This is a genomic window from Vibrio sp. CyArs1, from assembly GCF_022432925.1.
Lineage (GTDB): Bacteria > Pseudomonadota > Gammaproteobacteria > Enterobacterales > Vibrionaceae > Vibrio > Vibrio mediterranei.
This window is the reverse complement of the sequence record NZ_JAKRBO010000006.1, coordinates 207176-227232: the sequence shown is the minus strand read 5'-3', so window position 1 is coordinate 227232 and position 20057 is coordinate 207176. Positions and strand designations below refer to the sequence as shown.

The window sequence follows — 20057 nt, the reverse complement described above, 5'->3', positions numbered from 1 at the left end:
CAAAGAAAACGTCGTGTCTACGTCTTATCGAAATTGACCAGCCTCGGGAAGAAAATCAAACCCAGCACCTGCTAGTTTCTCAATTAATGCCGACTTACTGATATCGAAGAAGTTAGCAAGTTTGTCGAGATCGCCACCAAAATCGTCCCGTAGCTTCATATTAACAATACTCATCAGCATGATGGGGTCCATACTCTCAAAGTTCGCTAGATTCATAATGTGTCTCTACTTATCTTCAAAGTCGGAAATGAGTAAATTGGCGGCGGCAAAAGCTGCCTTTTCACGTGTTTCCAAAGGTAAGGATTCGTCCGCTGCAATGTCGTTTAACGCACGTACTGCACAAGAAATAGCCTGGGGGATATAACCTTGGTCACCACTACCAATTTGGGCGTAGATTTCTCTTACTAAGTCACAACAACCGTAAACTTGCATATCAATGATCTCTGTAAATGATAACTTGTCTCAATATACACAGAGGTAACGGAAAAAACAAAACTGCCTTTTGATATGAAACAAAAAAGCCGATGTTATGGTTAAACATCGGCTTGATCATGGCGATTAAAGCAGCAAATTATGCTTTAGCAGGAATGGCTTCTAATAGCGCAACCATTTGGTTCCAGAACAGTTCAACGGTATCGATTTTCACTTTCTCATCTGGCGAATGAGGGAACTTGATCGTTGGGCCAAACGAGACCATATCCATGCTAGGGTATGGTTCTTTGAACAGACCACACTCTAAGCCCGCGTGAATGACCATAATGTTTGGTTTGTGACCATAGATACCTTCATACATGTCACGGAAGATAGCCATGATTTCTGATTCTGGATCAGGCTTCCAACCAGGATATGCGCCTGAGCATTGGATAGTAGCGCCAGCTAGCTCTGCGATAGAGGCTAGCATGCCTTCAACTTGTGAACGCCCAGAATCAATTAAAGAGCGAATCAAACAAAGTACTTCTACTTTATCTGTTTGAGTGGTGATAACGCCAACGTTTAACGAGGTTTCTACCACGCCTTCAATATCATCACTCATGCGAATCACGCCATTTGGACAAGCGTTTAGTGCTGCAATGAAGCGAGCTTGAGATTCTGTCGCAAATACATCAGCTAAGTCAGCTGCATCGTTAAAGGTAACAATATCGGTTTCGATAGCGCCAAGCTCAGATTTCAGCAGTTCAGTATAGAAGCTGTATAATTCGTCCAGCTTTGCTAGATTCGTTTCTGGCAGTGCAAGGGTGACAAAACCTTCACGTGGGATGGCATTACGTAAGCTACCGCCACGGAATTCAATAAGACGTGCGTCTAACTCTTGAGCATGACCAGCAAGGAAGCGAGCCAGCAGCTTGTTAGCATTGCCGCGACCAGTATGGATATCGCACCCGGAGTGTCCGCCTTTAAGACCTTTTAATGTCAGCTGACGCGCCACATAACCTTCAGGAGCTGCTTCACGATTTACCTCGAAAGTAATTGCTGCGTCGATACCGCCAGCACAGCCCATGTAGACTTCACCTTCTTGCTCTGAATCCGTGTTAAGTAGGATGTCACCTTCCAGCCAACCTGCTTCAAGACCAAACGCGCCAGTCATACCAGCTTCTTCGTCGATAGTCAGCAATACCTCTAGAGGACCGTGTTTGATGTCATTAGAAGCAAGTACAGCTAAACATGTTGCCATACCAATACCGTTATCAGCACCCAATGTTGTGCCTTTTGCGGTTACCCACTCGCCATCGATGTAAGGTTGAATTGGGTCAACGGTAAAGTCATGGTCAGTGTCTTCGTTCTTTTGCGGTACCATATCGATGTGCGCTTGAAGCACAACACCTTTCTTATGCTCCATTCCTGCGGTAGCAGGCTTCTTAATGAAGACGTTGCCAGTTTTGTCACGTTTTACTTCAAGACCTTGCTCCTTTGCCCAGCCGACAATGTACTCTGCAAGAGCTTCTTCATGCTTAGATGGGTGAGGGATAGAGCAGATTTTATCGAAAAATTGCCAGACAGGTGCTGGTGACAACTTACTGATTTCAGAATGGAATTCAGACACGGAACTCTCCTTTTGACGGGCTTTGCTAGATAGTTGTTCCTCAGATGCCCCTTATTTTGAAGGGAACGTCTGGTTTTCTAGCTTATTTAAGATAAAGCAAAGGATATCATTAGTTGTAAATAGGTAGTAGTCAAACCTGAAGTATCTTGTAGAAACGGTGGTAAAGCTTAGTTACCAGACTTAAATGAGTCTAGGTGCATATTTGATAGTGTTGTTTTTGTAATTTAATTACAGTTTTAAGTAATAAATTAGTCATCATTAAAATAATTGTGACTTAGATCGCTTTTGTGCTTGTAATAAAAATCCGATATGGTATTCTTTTGAACAGTTGAGAGACTCAACGATACTGCTCACGGAAAGAGCCCGATTTATCGCCTCCAAGGAACCGAGATTCAAAGCAATTAATGCACAATGATGTTTTGTTAGAAGGTGATGTTTATGAAAGGTTTAGCAAGCGCGATGTTTTGGACAACTCAAAACGTATACACAAAAGACTTCGCGTACAATGTCTACTTTGGTAGATAGTGAACGATTTATACCCCTATATTTAGAATTTTTCGTTGGTTATATACCCCAATTGATGACCAAATTATTCTACCGCCACTCAACTGAGTGGCGTTTTTTTTGCCTTTTATCTCCCCAAACTACCGTCTTAATCTCAAAAAACGTTCAAATAGTGAACGAACGGTAAATAGCCTGACTACACTGAATTCTATTGGCGATTGAGTAACTACATCAAATTGTTAGTTATTGTTACCGAATAGGTTTCATATCAACTTAAAATTATTTGGTTTAGAGTCAAAATTCTAGGTGGAATTTGCGTTTTGATAACCTTATAATTCGCGCCAATCGTTTACGCAACCGTTTACTTTTTACATTTTAGGGATTCGATTATGCTCGAAAGGCTGTTTAAACTCAGTGAACATGGCACCAATGTGCGCACTGAGATCATCGCAGGTTTAACAACCTTCCTGACGATGGCTTACATTATTTTTGTTAACCCAGCAATTCTAGCTGATGCCGGCATGGATCGCGGCGCAGTATTCGTTGCTACCTGTCTTGCGGCTGCTATTGGCTGTTTCATCATGGGCTTCGTAGCTAACTATCCAATCGCACAGGCTCCTGGTATGGGGCTGAATGCGTTCTTTACCTACGCGGTTGTGCTAGGTATGGGTTACACATGGCAAGTGGCTCTAGCGGCAGTATTTTGCTCAGGTGTCTTGTTCATCCTTTTGAGTGTTTTCAAAATTCGTGAGTGGATCATTAACTCCATTCCAATGTCGCTTAGAACCGGTATTTCTGCGGGTATTGGTCTATTTTTGGCACTTATCGCGCTGAAAAACGCGGGTATTGTTGTCGATAACCCAGCAACACTGGTTTCGCTTGGTCATATCACGTCACTGCCAGCAACTCTCGCTGCAGTTGGTTTCTTTCTGACTATTGCACTTGTACACCGTGGTGTAAAAGGTGCAGTAATGATCGCTATCTTGGCGGTAACCGGTCTTGGTCTTATTTTTGGTGACGTGCAGTGGGGCGGTATCATGTCTGCTCCACCAAGCATTGCGCCTACCTTCATGCAATTAGATTTCTCAGCCGTGTTTGAGATCGGCATGATTTCAGTGGTATTTGCTTTCTTATTCGTCGACTTGTTTGACACTGCCGGTACGCTGGTTGGCGTTGCTCAAAAAGCAGATTTAATCGGCAAAGATGGCAAAATCCCACGCTTGAACAAAGCGCTTCTAGCGGATTCAACAGCGACATCAGTAGGTGCACTACTGGGTACGTCAAACACAACCTCATATGTAGAGAGTACAGCAGGTGTGGCTGCTGGCGGTCGTACAGGTCTGACTGCAGTTGTTGTTGGCATTTTGTTTGTACTTGCTTTATTCTTCTCGCCTTTGGCGGGTATGATCCCAGCTTACGCAACTGCAGGTGCTCTGTTTTACGTAGCAATTCTTATGATGTCTGGTCTAGTTGGTATCGACTGGAGAGACATTACAGAAGCTGCGCCGGTTGTTGTAACTTGCTTGCTGATGCCTTTTACATTCTCTATTGCAGAAGGTATCTCGTTAGGTTTCATTGCTTACGCGGCGATCAAAGCATTGAGTGGTAAAGGACGTGACGTTTCTCTAAGTGTATGGGTAATGTCGGCAATCTTTATCATGAAGTACATTTTGGCTGCATAACGCACGAACACGTTTTAATTAGGTTTTTACTATGGCTAACAAATTCATCATCACATGGGACAATATGCACGCATATTGCCGTCAACTTGCTGAGCGTCAAATGCCAGCAGAACAGTGGAAAGGCATTCTAGGCGTAAGCCGTGGTGGTCTGGTTCCTGCTGCAATTCTGGCTCGTGAGCTAGGTATTCGTTACGTAGATACGGTATGTATCTCTAGCTACGATCACGATCATCAGCGTGACATGACAGTGCTAAAAGCACCTGAGCATGATGGTGAAGGTTATCTAATCGTTGATGATTTAGTAGACAGTGGCGACACTGCTCGTAAGATCCGCGAGATGTACCCTAAAGCTAAATTTGTAACAGTATGTGCGAAACCTGCGGGTGTTGAGCTTGTTGATGAATACATCGTTGACATCGCTCAGGACTGTTGGATTGAGCAGCCATGGGATATGGTGCTGTCTTACGTTGAGCCAATCAACCGTAAACAAAAATAAATACATCAATCTGTATTTGCGAAAAATGACCCTTTATTGGGTCATTTTTTTTATTACTATATAGGACAAAGTTCCATTAGAAGGCTATGACATGTCTGAAGAAACCAGCAAGAATATCTCTGAGACGTTGTTCGAGAAAAACAAACAGGCAAAAGAAACCTCCCATCTGATTAGATATATGCCGAGTAGCGATAAGCTGCTTGAGGAGCGCAGAGCGGAGAGCCCCACCTCTTGGTACCGAAACCTACTGCGGTTGCAATGGGTTTGGCAGGGTATTGATCCTATTGAACAGGAAAGTGTGTTAGCGACCATTGCCTCATCAAAACATTCTCGTACGGTTGACGAGTGGCTGGATACCGTAATGGGCTATCACGGTGGCAACTGGAACTATGAGTGGACGAAGCTTGGTATGTTGCATCAAAAGCGTGCTAATGATGTGACTGGTGATGATTCGGCCGAAGAGTTATTTAAAGCCTCACTTTGTTTTAGCATTGCAGGTTACCCTCATCTAAAGAACGACAATCTTGCGTTACAGGCGCAGGTGCTAGCGAATACGGCTTACAATGAAGCAGCAAAACGCACTAGTCACATTATTAAGCAAATTGAGGTTCCTTATAAGAACAAACGTATTATTGCCAATCTGCATCTAGTTAGCACAGACAAACCACAACCTGTTGTTATAGTGAGTGCTGGCCTCGACTCCTTACAAACAGACATGTGGCGTTTGTTCCGCGATTATCTTGCGCCCGCAGGTATCGCGATGTTAACCGTCGATATGCCTTCTATCGGTCACAGCTCTCATTGGCCCCTAACGGAAGACACGTCTTGCTTACACCAAGCTGTGCTAAACGAGCTACCAAATATCCCATGGGTTGATCATTTCAAAGTAGGTCTATTAGGTTTCCGTTTTGGTGGCAACGCGATGGTAAGGTTGTCTTTCCTTGAACCCAATAAGATTAAAGGTTGTGTATCACTTGGCGCACCTATCCATGATTTGCTGACGAGTCCAAAGAAAATCCAGAACATGCCTAAGATGTATTTGGATATGTTGGGCTCTCGATTAGGCAAAGATGCTATTGATATCAATAGTTTGTCAGGGCAGTTAATGGCTTGGTCACTCAAGATACAAGGCTTCCTCAGTGCTCGTCGCACGAAAGTGCCGATCTTAGCAATGAGCCTAGAAGGCGATATGGTTTCACCACATTCAGACAACCGCTTGGTAGCCATGTTCAGTGATTACGGCAAGGCAAAACAAATACCTGCGAAAGGTATTGCTAAAGGATATGAGCAATCACTCGAAATGGCGATTAAGTGGTTGGAGGACGAACTTTGGAGGTGACATTTGTGGTAAATTAGTTAAATATGAAATAAGCGTGTAATCAAATATATGATAAAACAATAAATATCTCGGAAAATTTAACGCTATTTCAATTCAATAACTAATTTTACTTATAAATGGAGTTTCCCCATGTCAGAAGCGGCTAAAAACCCTACGCATTATCGTTTGCTCACTGCTCTAAAAGCGATTGGTCCTTATCTTAGAGAGCCTCTATGCAAAGAAGGGTTTTATCACTTTGATTGCCTTTCCGTTTGTGTTGATGATACTAAGTCTCCAGAAGATAGAGAGTTTTGGGGTTGGTGGGTTGATTTGAGCCTAGTTGATGAGCAATTTGAAGCAACGTATCAGATTGGTCGCTATAACCAAGTAGGTGAGTGGGTCCTAGAGTCGGCTCCGGAATCAGCAACTCAAGAGATTACTCGAACACAAGAAGTGTTCCATGAAAAGTTGGTTTCTGCGCTTCAAGAAAAGTTCTCATTGGATGTAGCAATACATGATGACTCTGTAGAGTTCGTGTAACGTTTACAAAGCCTCAATGTCTCGATTGGGGCTTTTTTTTGCTGCTTTTCCAATCCTCTCACTTTTTACTTGTATAAATGATGTTTGATTGCTAAAACATCACTCCTTATTTAACTTTCGTGTCCAACAAACAGAGATGACAACTGATATTAATCGTCAAGCTACAGACAAAAAAACTGTAGTGGTGAAGTTAGGAACAAGCGTTCTTACAGGTGGTTCCCTAGCGCTAAACAAAGCGCATATGGTCGAGCTCGTTAGACAATGTGCTGAGCTGAAAAAGCTTGGTCATTCTGTGGTTATGGTATCTTCTGGTGCTATTGCCGCAGGCAGAGAGCACCTAGGATACCCCGCACTTCCCAATTCAATGGCGAGCAAGCAGCTATTAGCGGCTGTGGGGCAAAGTCAGTTGATTCAAGTTTGGGAGTCGCTATTTGCGATTTACGGACTTAAAATCGGTCAAATGCTGCTAACACGCGCAGATCTTGAGGATCGTGAGCGATTCTTGAATGCACGTGACACCATCAATGCGCTAGTAGAAAACGATATTATTCCGGTTGTGAATGAGAATGATGCGGTTGCGACTAGCGAGATTAAAGTTGGTGATAACGATAACCTGTCAGCATTGGTGGGTATCTTATGTGGTGCAGACAAACTGCTGCTGTTAACCGATCAGCGTGGCCTGTTTACCGCCGATCCTCGCAAGGATCCTAATGCGGAACTTATTCGCGAAGTCACTACGATTGATGAAACGCTTCGTAAGATTGCTGGCGGCAGTGGAACGACATTGGGTACAGGCGGTATGGCAACCAAACTTCAGGCAGCGGATATTGCACGTCGTGCTGGTATTGAAGTTATTATCGCTGCTGGCAGTGCTGAGAACGTGGTGTTTGATTCGTTGTCAGATGAGCCCCAAGGTACACGTTTCCTACCACTTCCAGAAGCACTAGAGAATCGTAAACGTTGGATTCTTGCTGGCCCGGCAGCAACGGGTAACATTGTCATCGATGCGGGGGCAGTCAATGCTGTGATTGGCAAAGGCAGCAGTTTACTCGCAAAAGGTGTTGTTAAAGTTTCAGGCCGCTTCGCTCGAGGTGAAGTGGTGCGTGTGACAACCAAAGACGGAGCACTGGTTGCAAAAGGAATTTGTGGCTACTCCGATACTGACCTAGCGAAAATTGCAGGTAAACACAGTAAAGAAATCGGTGAGACTCTAGGCTATGACTATGGTGCTGAAGTCATTCACCGCGACGATATGGTTGTCATTCAAGATTAAGAATAAAGGGATAAGTAATGGATATGATTAAACTCGGTCAGAATGCCAAGCAAGCAAGCTTCTCTCTGGCTACTGCATCGACTGCTCAAAAAAACAATGCGCTACAGATCATTGCTGATGAGCTAGAAGCTAATGCTGACGTAATCCTAGCGGCAAACGCTAAAGACATTGAGCTTGGCCGTCAAGCAGGGCTTACTGAAGCACTTTTGGACCGTTTGCTGTTAAACGAGCAGCGCTTGAAAGGCATTGCTGATGACGTGCGCAATGTGATCACCTTGTCAGATCCTGTTGGCAGTGAAATTGACAGCAAAATCCTTGAGAACGGCATGAGCCTGTCTCGTCGTCGCGTGCCACTTGGTGTAGTAGGTGTTATCTATGAAGCGCGTCCAAACGTAACCATCGATATTGCGGCGCTCTGCCTAAAAACAGGTAATGCAAGCATTCTGCGTGGCGGTAAAGAGACGTTCTACTCCAATATGGAACTGGTGAAAGTCATTCAATTGGCGTTAGATAAAGCGGGCTTACCAGCTGCTTCGGTTCAGTATATTGAAAAGCCAGATCGTGAGCTTGTATCACAACTGCTTAAGTTGGATGATTATGTCGATATGATCATTCCTCGTGGTGGTGCCGGTTTACACAAAATGTGTAAAGAGAACAGTAATATACCAGTAATCATTGGCGGCTTTGGTATCAGTCATATTTTCGTTGATGAGTCTGCTGACCTAGTACGTTCTTTAGATGTGGTAGAAAACTCTAAAGTTCAGCGTCCATCTGCGTGTAATGCATTGGACACCCTACTAGTGCATGAGAAGGTAGCGGCGGAGTTCTTATCGATGCTTGCCGAGCGTCTCAAAGGTAAAGTGAGCCTAGTCGCTGAGCCAAAGGCGGAGGCTATTCTAGCTGGCGCTGCAGATTTAAGAAGTGCAGGCGAAGGCGATTTTGATACTGAGTGGTTGAGTTTTACGCTAGGTGTGAAAGTGGTTGCGGATGTGGAAGAAGCGATTCACCATATGCGAATACATAATGCCAGTCACTCCGACGCTATTATGACTAACAGCTTGGTGAACTCAGAAAAGTTCATCAACTCAGCAGGTTCGGCAGCGGTTTATGTTAACGCATCTACGCGTTTTACCGATGGAGCGCAGTTTGGCTTAGGTGCTGAAGTTGCCGTGTCTACTCAGAAGCTTCACGCTCGCGGTCCAATGGGCTTAGAAGAACTAACCAGCTACAAGTGGGTTGGAAAGGCTGATTACTTGTCACGTGCGTAATTAACCACAAGCATGATGAATTTAAAAAGTCAGAGCTATAAGCTCTGACTTTTTTGTTTGTGTGCTTCTGTTCGCACCGACGACTTACTTGAAGTGCGCTATCGCTTCGCTTTTGCCAAAAAGCGATCTAAGTTATTGGCAAATTCGCGTCGTTCAGTTTGTCCTAACGGTGCGGGCCCGCCAGTTTGAACGCCACTCGAGCGCATGGTATCCATAAAGTCACGAATGTTGAGTCGTGCTTTAATTGTATCTTTACTGTACATCTCGCCACGTGGACTCAGCGCTAGGGCATTCTTGGTGATGACTTCATCTGCAAGCGGGATATCTGATGTGATGACTAAATCGCCCTCGCTAACACGCCTTACAATTTCATTGTCAGCGATATCAAACCCTGAAGGCACAGTGAGTGAGTGAATGTTCTCTCGTTTTGGTACAGGCACCGCGTGATTCGCCACGAATGTGCAGGTTAATCCGGTTCGCTCTGCTGCTCGACAAATGGTTTCGCGAATTACCTTTGGACACGCATCGGCATCCACCCAAATCTTAACCATTGTTCTGCTCCAGCTTGGTCAGTCTTTCCGTCAGTAGCGCGACTTGTTGTTCTAATTCCTTCACTCTGAGTTCCAATGGCTGAATCTCAGGCTCAGCAGCCACTTCAACTTTAGGAACGTGTTGGCTACTCTTCCAGGACTTAATTACAGTGATTAGTGCAGGCATAGGCACTTTGGTCTTCAAACGCGCCTTTACCAAAGCGACTGTTGGTTCCTTGCCCTCAGCATGCAATGAGTTTAAAGCCGCTTCAATTTCTGCGGAGACATCTTTCGTTAGCATGTTTTTTTCCATTCAATAAGGGATAACTAAATAGTACCTGTGATTTTGGTCGGGGTACAGAAAAGCAAAAGTCGATTCTCGTCACACTTTGGCATTGATGGCTTCATTAATAAGCGCGCTAAAACGGAAGAGGCTTGTGCGAGATCTCTCACAGCAGTTGTGAGAGAAAGAGATAAAAGCGCGAGAAATTTGGAAGAAAATAATATTAAGTATTTGTATTTATTGCTTTTTAACCATTATGAAACATTTTGGTGCGGAAAAAATTGAGTTTTCTGCATTGCTCAAAAACGGCAATCGCGTAAATTAGAACTTGTCGGAAGGATGCTGACACGGAACAGGAAAGACATTGGAAGGTCATCTTCAGGAAGAAGATTTGGTTACCAAGGGAACCGTAACCAGCAAGGAAGTTAGGATAGCGCGGGATGCGAACAATCATCAGGAAGATGATTTAAAAGGAAAAGGATACACTCAGGAAGAGTGAAGGGACCCCATCAGGAAGATGGTCAAGGACACCGCTCAAGGAACAAGTGAAGCGAGCTGACTGGGATGGTTAGCGTCATTGGATGAGATGGACACCGCTAGGACGGCGACGAATGGATATAGCTGAAGGATTCAGCCACTATTACGGATGATGCATGGAGCATTTTTAGTAGCCGGACTGCTGCGAGTAAGACTATAGCCCCAATACGCAAGTGTTGGGGCTTTTCTTATATCTGAGATCAATAAATCTCATGGAATCACTTGTTATAGTCTGCACGCGAAATCAAAGGAATGTAATAACGTTATGACGATCGCTACGCTACGGACAGTATTAATCCCCTATACCGACCATCTCGAGTCGGATTTTCTCATGCTTAACGTCTGTGCTAAGAATAGAAAGCACATGAATGGGCCTCACACGCTGGCAAAAGCACGCACTATTTTTCAATCGATCTTAAGCGACCCTGATATTTATGCCATGGCAGTCTTGGACATTCGAACCCGGGACTATCTAGGTCATATATTTGTCGACAGGCATGCGAGTAGTGAAGGGGAACTGGGCTATATCTTTGATAAACAGTATTGGAATAAAGGTATTGCCACGGAAGTGTTGCGCGCGTTTATTCCTGACGTGGTTGCCACCTTGGGATTGAGTAAATTGACGGCGAATGTCGATACTGACCATGAACCTTCCATCAGACTACTTAAGAAGCTCGACTTTGAGCAAATAGGCCATGCAAAAGATGAACACGGCCCGTATTTGATCTTTCAATCTACATTCGGTGCGGTGGCAGATGAAAATTCAGAACATGAAAGCCTTTCATCAACAGCTTTCCTTGATAGTAGTCATCGCCCAGGGCTGAAAACTCAAATTCATAAATAGTATGCCAACCCCATCTACCGTTGGCATCTCTTAGCTTGTGTGCGCCGAACGACACGCTAAGCATCTGCAGATCTAATTCCTTGCAACGCCTACTTACCGCAGCTTTAGCAATTTCACCTTGTCGTCTTTGTTGCCAAAACAAAAAGCAAAATAAGCTCAATGCTAAGATCATCAGTAAATTGTCGATCACCGTTAGGTCTCCTTAGTGCATCCGGCCCTGCGTGGCACTTTGCTGAAGCGCAACTAAAGCCTGTGCTAGTTCAGGGGACGGACTAGAGTGCAACAGTGGCAGCAGAACCAAACGTAAACTTGGCATCATAACCAGATCGGCGAACAGCTGGTTGAATAGAGTCTGGTTTCCTGTTTGTGCCAGCCTAATCAGAAATTGCTCTGCCAGCGCTGGTGTCGTTAACGGTAACCAAGAGCGACCCGCGATTGCGATGAGAATTTCTTGATGACTGAGTGTCGCACTGGCCAAAATGGTAGTAATCAGCGACTCAAGTTGTTCCGGTTTTCCTCCAGATAAGGCACGGACATACGCGGATAGTAGGAACAGATCGGCGTACTCTGTCTCCGCCTCTTTTTGTGCCAATTCAAATAAGGTATCAGAAAGTTTTGCTGGAAGGGCAATATGCTCCAAGGCCCCAAGCAGAGCATATCTCGGCTCGTTAGCAATATGTCGTAAACTGGTTCTTACTAGTCGACTGTTATCATCAGTACTGAGACGAGCGGCAATGTCAGTAATACCTTGTAGACCGACAGTTTGCCAATTATCCCATCCCAGCTTACCGGAAAAATATTCTTGCGCATGCGTGTAGTATTGGCTGGTTGGTAGTGCTAACTCAGCACGAAGTACGCTATGAAACACGGCAAGCTTGTCGTCTTTTGGTTTGAACGTAAATGGATTATTAGCGAGCTTTTGTTGTTGCTCTTCACTCATTTCTTTACTCAGCCGACTCCCCATCGCTTCCATCACAAACTTAAGAAACTGGCCCACATCAGCCTGACTAAGTAGGCCACGCTCATCGAGGTTAAACTTCAGAAACCATATCCAAGGTTGTTTCTCCGCGTTCCAGTAGGCAATCGCAAACTGTGCCTGTCTTTGAATCGGATAAGGGTACGGTTGGCTTGCATGCTCAACGTTGGCAAATTGATCATTGTCGATGCGCTGAACTCGTCGAGAAATATCATAAATGTGATATTCGCAGCCACTGTTTACCAGAAGGTCCGACAAAGTATGAATGGTATCCATGGAGTAATTCCTAGTACGGTTTGGGTATAGAACAATAGATGGTATTCTATCGCGAATTTTCAAGTCATTGGTTGCCAATTTCATCGAATGATGAGACCGCAATCTAACGAACGGCCTATTTACCATGAAGCTATTGCTCGTAGAGCTAAAAGAGTTGCTTAAAAAACATGCACTGTGGCAAACCCAAGAGCCAACAGCTAGTGCGATGAGCAGCCAACAACCTTTCTCTGTCGATACTTTGGAACCCCATGAGTGGCTACAATGGGTTTTTATTCAGCGTATTGAATCTATGATAGAGATGGGACAGCCATTACCGAAGGGCTTTGAGATCACTCCTTACTTTGAAGAGGTATGGAAGCTGCGCCCTGAGTATCAAGAAATAATCCTTGTACTAAAAAAACTGGATGATAATGCCAAATGACCGAAACCATGACTCTACCTGCCGTGGAACCACTAGAGATCGTTTATCAAGACCAATATTTAGTCGCGGTAAATAAACCTGCGGGTATGCTCGTGCATCGTTCGTGGCTTGATAAAAACGAAACACGTTTTGTCATGCAGACATTACGAGACCAAATTGGCCAACATGTATTCCCATTGCATCGCTTAGATCGACCAACGTCTGGCGTGTTATTATTTGCTCTGTCTAGTGAAGTCGCTTCACAGGCTATGCCGATGTTTGCTGAGCACAACATTGAGAAGACCTATCATGCCATCGTTCGAGGCTGGATCACTGAGGGTGATGTTCTCGATTACCCTCTTAAAGTGGAGCTTGACAAAATCGCCGATAAATTTGCTTCTCAAGACAAGGAAGCGCAGCCTGCAGTAACCGCTTATCAGCCATTGGCATCGGTTGAAGTGCCTTATACTACAGGGCGATTCCCAACCAGTCGCTATTGCCTGGTAGAGATAAAACCTAAGACTGGTCGTAAACATCAACTACGCCGACACATGCACCATCTGAGTCACCCGATTATTGGTGATACTAGTCATGGTGATGGCAAGCACAATCGTTTGTTTCGCGAACACTACGATTCGCACCGCCTATTGTTACACGCTTCTGAACTGAAGTTTGTTCATCCTATTACTGAGCAGGAAACAACCATTTCTGCAAACTTTGATGCGGTCTGGCAAAGTCTTATTGATGCTTTTGATTGGCAAGAGTGTGAAGCCATTCAGCAATACCATAGATAACGGGCTTAACTGGTCAAATAGTGGATTTCTTAATAGGTGAATTTTCGCTAAACTGGGAAATCAACCACAGGAGGTGTTATGCATTGTCCCTTTTGCACTGAAAATGATACAAAAGTTATCGACTCAAGGTTGGTAGCGGATGGCCACCAAGTGCGTCGTCGTCGTCAATGTTTGGCATGTAGTGAACGTTTCACCACCTTTGAAACGGCCGAACTGGTGATGCCTAAAGTCATCAAGTCTAACGGCAATCGAGAACCGTTTAATAAAGATAAAATGGTTGGCGGTATTCAGCGTGCTTTAGAAAAGCGTCCGGTAAGTGCAGACGCTATTGAACTTGCTATCAGTCATATTGAGTCACAACTTCGTGCGACTGGAGAGCGTGAAGTACCAAGTGAGATGATTGGTAACCTTGTTATGACTCAATTAAAAGAGTTGGATAAGGTCGCCTATATTCGCTTTGCCTCCGTTTATCGAAGCTTTGAAGATATTCGAGAGTTTGGAGAAGAAATCGCTCGTCTCGAAGACTGATCGACCCAGATGCATTTAGCCATAGATATGGAAAGTTATGAGCCAATTTAGCGCTATTGATTATCAAATGATGAGCCGTGCCATAGAGCTCGCGAAAAGAGGGCGCTTTACCACTGCGCCTAATCCAAATGTAGGCTGCGTCATTACCTTAAATAACGAGGTAGTGGGAGAAGGCTATCATAAGAAAGCCGGTGAGCCACATGCGGAAGTTCATGCCTTAAGAATGGCAGCAGAGCGAGCTAAGGGCGCGACCGCTTATGTCACATTGGAGCCATGTTCACACTATGGACGAACACCGCCATGTGCTGAAGGGCTGATAAAAGCAGGAGTGTCTAAAGTCATTTGTGCCATGTCTGATCCTAATCCGCAAGTGGCTGGTCGAGGCTTTAATATGCTTCGTGAAGCCGGTATTGAGGTGTCCGTTGGTCTTCTGGAACAAGATGCTCGAGCACTTAATCCTGGTTTCCTGAAGAAAATGGAAACGGGCATGCCATTTGTCCAACTTAAAATGGCAGCCAGCCTTGATGGACAAACGGCATTAGCCAATGGCAAAAGCCAGTGGATTACTGGCCCCGAAGCACGTCGAGACGTTCAAGCGTATCGTGCCCACTCAGGCGCGATTCTATCGACCAGTCAAACAGTCGTAGAAGATAACGCCTCTTTGAATGTGCGTTGGGATGAGCTGCCAAGTCATGTCACTGATGTAATTAAGCCTGATGAATTACGCCAACCTACTCGCGTGATTTTGGATAGACAAAATGCACTATCGAGAGAGCTGAAATTGTTCCAATCTGAGGGTGATATTATTCGTGTGGCTCAGGCTGGTGGCGATCTTAACGTGACAATGAACTCTGCTAATCAACTGGATTTAGCTGAAACACTGCAAGGCTTGGCTAACGACCAACAAATTAATCATGTATGGATAGAAGCTGGGGCAACGCTAGCGGGCTCGATGATTCAACAACAGCTCGTTGATGAGCTTATTGTGTATTTAGCACCTAAGCTTATGGGGGCCGATGGGCGAGGGCTTATTGGGGCACTTGGATTGACTGAGATGCAAGACGTCATCGAGATCGATATAAAAGATATTCGTATGGTGGGAAGCGACATTCGTATTGTCGCCACACCACAACTAAAGCAGAAGTAGAACAATGTTTACAGGAATTATTGAAGCGGTTGGCACACTGAAGGGTATTACTCCAAAAGGAGAAGATATCAGTATTCATGTTGAAGTGGGCAAACTGGACATGAGTGACGTAAAACTAGGAGACAGCATCGCGACAAATGGCGTCTGTCTTACGGTCACCAGCTTCACAGACAACAGTTACCATGCGGACTTATCCGTTGAGACGCTAAAGAAAACAGGCTTTGCTCACTACAGCGTTGGCGACAAAGTAAACCTAGAAAAAGCGATGCTACCAACGACACGGTTTGGAGGTCACATCGTGTCTGGGCATGTGGATGGTGTTGGAGAAATTGTGGACCGACAACAAGTTGGTCGCGCCATAGAGTTTTGGGTGCAGATGCCATCTGAGCTAGGCAAGTATGTAGCGGAAAAAGGTTCTATTACCGTAGATGGGATCAGTCTGACGGTCAACGACGTTCGCAAAGATGCCTTTAAACTGACGATTGTGCCTCATACATCTGAAGAAACGACCATCGACAACTTTCATGTTGGCCGAAAAATTAATTTAGAAGTGGATGTCCTAGCTCGTTATATGGAACGATTGCTGCAATCGAAAGCCAGTGACGAATCTGAGTCTCGAATTACCATGGACTTCCTACAACAAAACGGCTTCGCTTAAAATCTGACGCAAAGCTTGATGCCCAACGAACCAATACAGGAATGTGAAATGCCAATTAGTACGCCGCAAGAAATCATTGAAGACATTCGCCTTGGGAAAATGGTTATCCTAATGGACGATGAAGACCGTGAGAATGAAGGTGACCTTATTATGGCCGCTGAACATATCACACCAGAAGCCATTAACTTTATGGCGACTCATGGACGTGGATTGATCTGCTTAACCATGACAAAGAGCCGTTGTGAAGCACTAGGCTTACCACCTATGGTTCAAGACAACAACGCGCAGTACACCACTAACTTTACTGTGTCTATTGAAGCTGCGGAAGGCGTAACCACTGGTATCTCTGCGGCAGATCGCGCACGTACAGTTCAGGCCGCAGTTGCAAAAGACGCAAAGGCTGCAGACCTAGTACAACCAGGACACATTTTCCCACTGGCGGCTCAAGATGGTGGTGTGTTAACTCGCGCTGGTCATACTGAAGCTGGCTGCGATCTGGCAAAACTCGCGGGTTTTGAGCCTGCTTCTGTGATTGTCGAGATTCTTAATGACGATGGCACTATGTCGCGTCGTCCCGACTTAGAGATTTTCGCCGAAAAACACAACATTAAGCTCGGAACGATTGCCGACCTTATCGAGTATCGTAACAATAACGAGACCACAATTGAGCGCGTTGCTGCGTGTCATTTGCCGACTGAATTTGGTGACTTTGAGCTAGTGACCTACCGTGATACTATCGACAATCAAATCCACTACGCGATGTGTGCTGGTGATTTGACGGCTAGCACTCCATTAGTTCGCGTGCATTTGCAAGACACCTTCACTGATATTTTACGCTCAAATAGAAACTCCGATCGCAGCTGGACTTTGGACAAAGCGATGAAGCGCATTGGAAAAGAAGGTGGTGTACTGGTGATTCTTGGTAATGAAGAAAGCACTGAGGCTATTGTTCACAAGATCAAGGTATTCGAGCAACAAGACAATGGCTCAGCACCGACCATGGCTAAAAAACAAGGCACATCACGCCGAGTAGGCGTAGGGTCGCAGATTCTCGCGGATCTTGGTGTACATGAAATGAAGCTTCTGTCTTCGGCGGATAAAAAGTATCACGCACTGGGTGGCTTTGGTCTGAGTGTCACGGAATACATTACTGAGTAATTAATCCAAGCCTTTGCTTATGAAACGCAAAGGCTTTTTCTTTTTCGTCGCGCCGCAACCGATTTCAAGTATTGTGAAAGCAGTGTTTGACTAAAGTTAGCGGTGGATATTAATAATTGAGTTGTGCTAGAATCCGGCGATTCTCGCGCGATGAACATAGTTTATAAGGAAAGCATATGAAAGTTATCGAGGGTGGCTTCCCAGCACCGAACGCAAAGATTGCTATTGTAATTTCTCGTTTCAATAGTTTTATCAATGAAAGCCTATTATCTGGTGCTATCGATACTTTAAAACGTCACGGCCAAGTAAGTGAAGACAACATCACTGTTGTTCGCTGCCCTGGTGCGGTAGAGCTACCATTGGTTGCTCAGCGAGTTGCTAAAACAGGTAAGTTTGATGCAATCGTGTCTTTGGGTACAGTAATTCGTGGCGGTACACCACATTTCGACTATGTTTGTAGTGAGTGTAATAAAGGTCTTGCGCAAGTGTCTCTGGAATATAGCCTACCAGTAGCATTTGGTGTATTGACTGTTGATACTATCGATCAAGCAATTGAGCGTGCCGGAACCAAGGCTGGTAATAAAGGTGCAGAGGCTGCACTAAGCGCGCTTGAAATGATCAACGTTCTTTCTGAAATCGATTCCTAATGGGGGCCAGTGTGAAACCAGCCGCACGTCGTAATGCACGTCAATTTGCTCTGCAAGCAATTTATTCTTGGCAAATTACTAAAGAAAATGTTGCCACTGTTGAAGAACAGTTCTTATCAGGTGGTAAGTATGATGAAGAAGAACATCATGCTGCTGAGCCTGCGTTGACTGCGCCAGAGACTGACGTTGTATATTTCCGTGATTTGCTCACGGGTGTCGCGTTGAATCACACGGAACTAGACAGCAAGTTACGTCCGTTCGTTTCTCGTCCAATGCAAGATCTAGACATGATGGAGCTTGCGCTTCTTCGTCTAGCTATGTACGAAATGACGAGCCGCGAAGACGTACCTTACAAAGTGGTTATCAACGAAGCTATTGAGCTTGCGAAAGTATTCGCAGCAGAAGACAGCCACAAGTTCGTTAATGGTGTTCTAGATAAAGCAGCACCTCACGTTCGCAAAAAGTAACGATTAACGTTTGTCTATTCGTAAAAAGGTCAGCAAATTGCTGGCCTTTTTTATATACTCTTCTCACCTTTCCAGCACAAAGCCTACAAGATGTCCGGTGAATTTAGTTTAATCGACAAGTACTTCGCGCATAAACAGCAGCAACGCAAAGACGTGGTTTTAGCACAAGGTGATGATTGTGCCATTGTCGCCCCTCCAGCTGACAGTCACATCGCCATTAGCACTGATACCTTAGTTTCCGGTACCCACTTTCTCGCTGACGCCGATCCGGCTTGGATTGCACATAAGGCACTTGCCTCGAATATCAGTGATTTAGCTGCAATGGGTGCATCACCTGCTTGGGTCTCCATGGGGATTTCATTACCAGAAGTGAACGAACGCTGGCTTGAGCGTTTTTGCAATGCGTTTTTCTCGTTAGCAGACTACTACGGTATCCAGCTCATCGGCGGCGACACCACAAAAGGACCGCTGGCGATTACTCTTACTGTGCAAGGCACACTGCCACAAGGCAAAGCTTTGACTCGAAGTGGGGCAAGTTCTGGAGACTGGGTATATGTGACAGGTCACCTCGGTGATGCCAAAGCCGGCCTTGATGTGATTCTGGAAAAAAATATCAGCGCGAATACCGAGCTCAACCGCGTGCTAGAAAAGCGCCACTTTGAGGCGACGCCGAGAGTGCTTGCAGGCATTACGCTTCGCGATATCGCTTCTGCTGCGATTGATATCTCTGATGGCCTTATTTCTGACTTAGGGCATATTTTAAAGCGCTCAGACGTTGGCGCTCGTATTGATGTCGACTTGCTGCCTGTTTCGTCTGAACTCAAGCAGTTCGTGGAGTCTGATGACATCGCAAAGCAGTACGCATTAACTAGCGGAGAAGAGTATGAACTCTGCTTTACGGTGCCGGAAGCCAACAGAGGGCAACTTGAGATCGCGCTATCAAATACGCCATTTACCTGTATTGGACAAATAACGGGCACAGGCTATCTTGATCTACATTCTAACGACCAACCACTTGACTGGCAGTTGGGTGGATTCGACCACTTTAAGGTGAGCCAATGAGTAACCCCCTTGACTTAATCTCTTTGAAAAACCCTTGGCATTTGCTTGCGACTGGCTTTGGCAGTGGTCTATCGCCTGTTGTACCCGGTACTATGGGTACACTGGCAGCGATTCCTTTATATCTACTGTTAGCACAATTGCCTTTGAGCATGTATCTTATCGCGGTTTTACTGTCTTGTATTATCGGTATCAAAATCTGCCAAGTGACCTCAGATGATATGGGCGTACACGATCATGGCTCCATCGTATGGGATGAGTTCGCTGGATTTTGGATCACCATGGCGATAGTCCCGGCACTCAAATTGCCGATTGACGATTGGAAATGGTTACTGACAGGCTTTGTGCTATTCCGTTTCTTCGATATGGTAAAACCATGGCCAATCGGTTGGCTCGATAAGCGTGTTCATGGTGGCTTAGGTATCATGATTGACGACATTGTAGCGGGTGTGATGGCCGGTATTTCACTTTACCTGGTCGGACGACTAGCGGGTTGGGTTTAATAACACATTGTAATTAAACAATAAAATAAACGTGCCTTTCGAAAGGCACGTTTGAATGACAAAGCTTTACTATACGTTTAGTCAAAAGTTGCTATGATTGCGGCCTCTTTTAGTTTTGTAACAATTGG

24 protein-coding genes are annotated in these 20057 nt (G+C 45.0%); 17 read left to right on the top strand and 7 right to left on the bottom strand.

Annotation, left to right across the window (positions count from 1 at the left end; translation table 11 throughout):
- Positions 1-24 precede the first annotated feature (24 nt).
- From MMA19_RS18500 to MMA19_RS18490, 3 genes are all read right to left on the bottom strand, one after another.
- Positions 25-216, bottom strand: coding sequence for a DUF4250 domain-containing protein (locus MMA19_RS18500; protein WP_038229260.1), 192 nt, complete (start codon positions 214-216; stop codon positions 25-27).
- Positions 217-225: 9 nt separating this feature from the next.
- Entirely contained in the window at positions 226-432 is a 207-nt protein-coding gene (locus MMA19_RS18495) for a YaeP family protein (RefSeq protein WP_006075713.1), read from the bottom strand.
- Between the two features lie 139 nt (positions 433-571).
- A complete protein-coding gene (locus MMA19_RS18490) occupies positions 572-2041 on the bottom strand; it encodes an aminoacyl-histidine dipeptidase (protein ID WP_171391835.1) in 1470 nt (489 codons plus the stop codon).
- An 893-nt stretch (positions 2042-2934) separates the two neighbouring features.
- Here MMA19_RS18490 and MMA19_RS18485 point away from each other — a divergent pair.
- From MMA19_RS18485 to MMA19_RS18460, 6 genes are all read left to right on the top strand, one after another.
- Positions 2935-4227 carry an NCS2 family permease gene (locus MMA19_RS18485; protein ID WP_031494607.1) on the top strand — a complete coding sequence of 431 codons (1293 nt, stop codon included), beginning with the start codon at positions 2935-2937 and terminating at the stop codon, positions 4225-4227.
- A 31-nt stretch (positions 4228-4258) separates the two neighbouring features.
- On the top strand, positions 4259-4723 hold the full coding sequence (gpt, locus tag MMA19_RS18480) for a xanthine phosphoribosyltransferase (protein WP_038229262.1): 465 nt from the start codon (positions 4259-4261) through the stop codon (positions 4721-4723).
- 91 nt (positions 4724-4814) lie between these two features.
- Entirely contained in the window at positions 4815-6062 is a 1248-nt protein-coding gene (gene frsA, locus MMA19_RS18475) for an esterase FrsA (RefSeq protein ID WP_240206920.1), read from the top strand.
- 129 nt (positions 6063-6191) lie between these two features.
- Complete coding sequence (gene crl / locus MMA19_RS18470; RefSeq protein WP_006075710.1) at positions 6192-6581, top strand: sigma factor-binding protein Crl; 390 nt, start codon at positions 6192-6194, stop codon at positions 6579-6581.
- 136 nt (positions 6582-6717) lie between these two features.
- Positions 6718-7854 (top strand): glutamate 5-kinase, encoded by a 1137-nt coding sequence (proB, locus tag MMA19_RS18465; protein ID WP_082795499.1) that lies wholly within the window; start codon positions 6718-6720, stop codon positions 7852-7854.
- A gap of 17 nt (positions 7855-7871) precedes the next feature.
- Positions 7872-9122 (top strand): glutamate-5-semialdehyde dehydrogenase, encoded by a 1251-nt coding sequence (locus MMA19_RS18460; protein ID WP_240206918.1) that lies wholly within the window; start codon positions 7872-7874, stop codon positions 9120-9122.
- A 98-nt stretch (positions 9123-9220) separates the two neighbouring features.
- Here the strand turns inward: MMA19_RS18460 and MMA19_RS18455 are convergent, their stop codons facing one another.
- Positions 9221-9673, bottom strand: a complete 453-nt coding sequence (locus tag MMA19_RS18455; protein ID WP_240206916.1) for a YaiI/YqxD family protein — start codon at positions 9671-9673, stop codon at positions 9221-9223.
- Complete coding sequence (locus tag MMA19_RS18450; protein WP_006069864.1) at positions 9666-9953, bottom strand: hypothetical protein; 288 nt, start codon at positions 9951-9953, stop codon at positions 9666-9668. Before MMA19_RS18450 ends, MMA19_RS18455 begins: the two co-directional genes overlap by 8 nt.
- Positions 9954-10803: 850 nt before the next feature.
- On the opposite strand from MMA19_RS18450, the gene MMA19_RS18445 reads away from it, so the two are divergent.
- Positions 10804-11316 carry a GNAT family N-acetyltransferase gene (locus MMA19_RS18445; RefSeq protein ID WP_235225513.1) on the top strand — a complete coding sequence of 171 codons (513 nt, stop codon included), beginning with the start codon at positions 10804-10806 and terminating at the stop codon, positions 11314-11316.
- Here MMA19_RS18445 and MMA19_RS18440 read toward each other — a convergent pair.
- Together MMA19_RS18440 and MMA19_RS18435 are read right to left on the bottom strand one after the other, a co-directional pair.
- Positions 11207-11506: a DUF3301 domain-containing protein gene (locus MMA19_RS18440; RefSeq protein ID WP_081875866.1), complete on the bottom strand. Its 300-nt coding sequence runs from the start codon at positions 11504-11506 to the stop codon at positions 11207-11209. The genes MMA19_RS18445 and MMA19_RS18440 overlap by 110 nt on opposite strands.
- A 12-nt stretch (positions 11507-11518) precedes the next feature.
- Positions 11519-12568: a DUF3549 family protein gene (locus tag MMA19_RS18435; RefSeq protein ID WP_240206914.1), complete on the bottom strand. Its 1050-nt coding sequence runs from the start codon at positions 12566-12568 to the stop codon at positions 11519-11521.
- A 124-nt stretch (positions 12569-12692) separates the two neighbouring features.
- Between MMA19_RS18435 and MMA19_RS18430 the strand changes: the two genes are divergently transcribed.
- The 10 genes from MMA19_RS18430 to pgpA all read left to right on the top strand — a co-directional run bounded on the left by MMA19_RS18430 (position 12693) and on the right by pgpA (position 19929).
- On the top strand, positions 12693-12989 hold the full coding sequence (locus tag MMA19_RS18430) for a YqcC family protein (RefSeq protein ID WP_062458081.1): 297 nt from the start codon (positions 12693-12695) through the stop codon (positions 12987-12989).
- Positions 12986-13762 carry a tRNA pseudouridine(65) synthase TruC gene (gene truC / locus MMA19_RS18425; RefSeq protein ID WP_240206912.1) on the top strand — a complete coding sequence of 259 codons (777 nt, stop codon included), beginning with the start codon at positions 12986-12988 and terminating at the stop codon, positions 13760-13762. Before MMA19_RS18430 ends, truC begins: the two co-directional genes overlap by 4 nt.
- A 78-nt stretch (positions 13763-13840) precedes the next feature.
- Positions 13841-14290 carry a transcriptional regulator NrdR gene (nrdR, locus tag MMA19_RS18420; RefSeq protein ID WP_006069872.1) on the top strand — a complete coding sequence of 150 codons (450 nt, stop codon included), beginning with the start codon at positions 13841-13843 and terminating at the stop codon, positions 14288-14290.
- 37 nt (positions 14291-14327) lie between these two features.
- Positions 14328-15437, top strand: coding sequence for a bifunctional diaminohydroxyphosphoribosylaminopyrimidine deaminase/5-amino-6-(5-phosphoribosylamino)uracil reductase RibD (ribD, locus tag MMA19_RS18415; protein ID WP_240206910.1), 1110 nt, complete (start codon positions 14328-14330; stop codon positions 15435-15437).
- A 4-nt stretch (positions 15438-15441) separates the two neighbouring features.
- Positions 15442-16095, top strand: coding sequence for a riboflavin synthase (locus MMA19_RS18410; protein ID WP_038229276.1), 654 nt, complete (start codon positions 15442-15444; stop codon positions 16093-16095).
- Positions 16096-16143: 48 nt separating this feature from the next.
- Positions 16144-17253: a bifunctional 3,4-dihydroxy-2-butanone-4-phosphate synthase/GTP cyclohydrolase II gene (gene ribBA / locus MMA19_RS18405; protein WP_031493350.1), complete on the top strand. Its 1110-nt coding sequence runs from the start codon at positions 16144-16146 to the stop codon at positions 17251-17253.
- A 176-nt stretch (positions 17254-17429) separates the two neighbouring features.
- Entirely contained in the window at positions 17430-17900 is a 471-nt protein-coding gene (gene ribE / locus MMA19_RS18400; protein ID WP_004415274.1) for a 6,7-dimethyl-8-ribityllumazine synthase, read from the top strand.
- Entirely contained in the window at positions 17900-18367 is a 468-nt protein-coding gene (gene nusB / locus MMA19_RS18395) for a transcription antitermination factor NusB (protein ID WP_006069876.1), read from the top strand. Before ribE ends, nusB begins: the two co-directional genes overlap by 1 nt.
- A 90-nt stretch (positions 18368-18457) precedes the next feature.
- Entirely contained in the window at positions 18458-19429 is a 972-nt protein-coding gene (gene thiL, locus MMA19_RS18390; protein WP_240206909.1) for a thiamine-phosphate kinase, read from the top strand.
- Entirely contained in the window at positions 19426-19929 is a 504-nt protein-coding gene (pgpA, locus tag MMA19_RS18385) for a phosphatidylglycerophosphatase A (protein WP_171390868.1), read from the top strand. The genes thiL and pgpA overlap by 4 nt, the downstream gene beginning before the upstream one ends.
- Positions 19930-20057: the final 128 nt, after the last annotated feature.